Below are 546 nucleotides of genomic sequence, written 5' to 3'. Positions count from 1 at the left end.
ACCCACTCGCCGCGATGCCGAAAACCCGACGCGGTCGAACCGGTGTCCACGGGCACCACCGCGCCCCGTTGCGGCGCAACGCCTTTGGACCTGGCGGTGTAGGCGGCGCGCAAATCGGTCTGGTCCGGCAGCGGTCCATTGGTCAGCTGGCCCCAGGCGGCGGAGACGGTCGGAAAATATCCCAGCCACGCGTTGATGGTCAGGCCCGCGCTCAACAGGCAGAACGATGCCGCGAACACGCACACATTGCGTCGCCACCACCCGGCGCGGCGCCAGCTGGCGACTGCGACCGCGACGGCCGAGCCCGCCAACGTGGTCCACAGCCACATTTGCCATGGCGGCGGTTCGCTGGCCAGCCCGAGGGTGCTGTAGTACCAGTGCGTCGCGGCGCCGGTGACAGCGCCGACCGCCGCGACCAGCGGGACCCGCCGGCTCCACCAGCGCCGCCCCCGCCAGGTCCAAAGGCGTTGCGCCGCAACGGGGCGCGGTGGTGCCCGTGGACACCGGTTCGACCGCGTCGGGTTTTCGGCATCGCGGCGAGTGGGT

1 pseudogene is annotated in these 546 nt (G+C 71.6%); it reads right to left on the bottom strand.

The features are described from left to right. A pseudogene (locus A5622_RS29735) lies at window positions 1–546 on the bottom strand (hypothetical protein); the annotation flags it as partial.

Source organism: Mycobacterium sp. 1245801.1, from assembly GCF_001673055.1.
In the GTDB taxonomy this organism is placed as follows: Bacteria; Actinomycetota; Actinomycetes; order Mycobacteriales; family Mycobacteriaceae; genus Mycobacterium; species Mycobacterium europaeum_A.
This window is presented reverse-complemented; position numbering and strand designations above follow the sequence as displayed.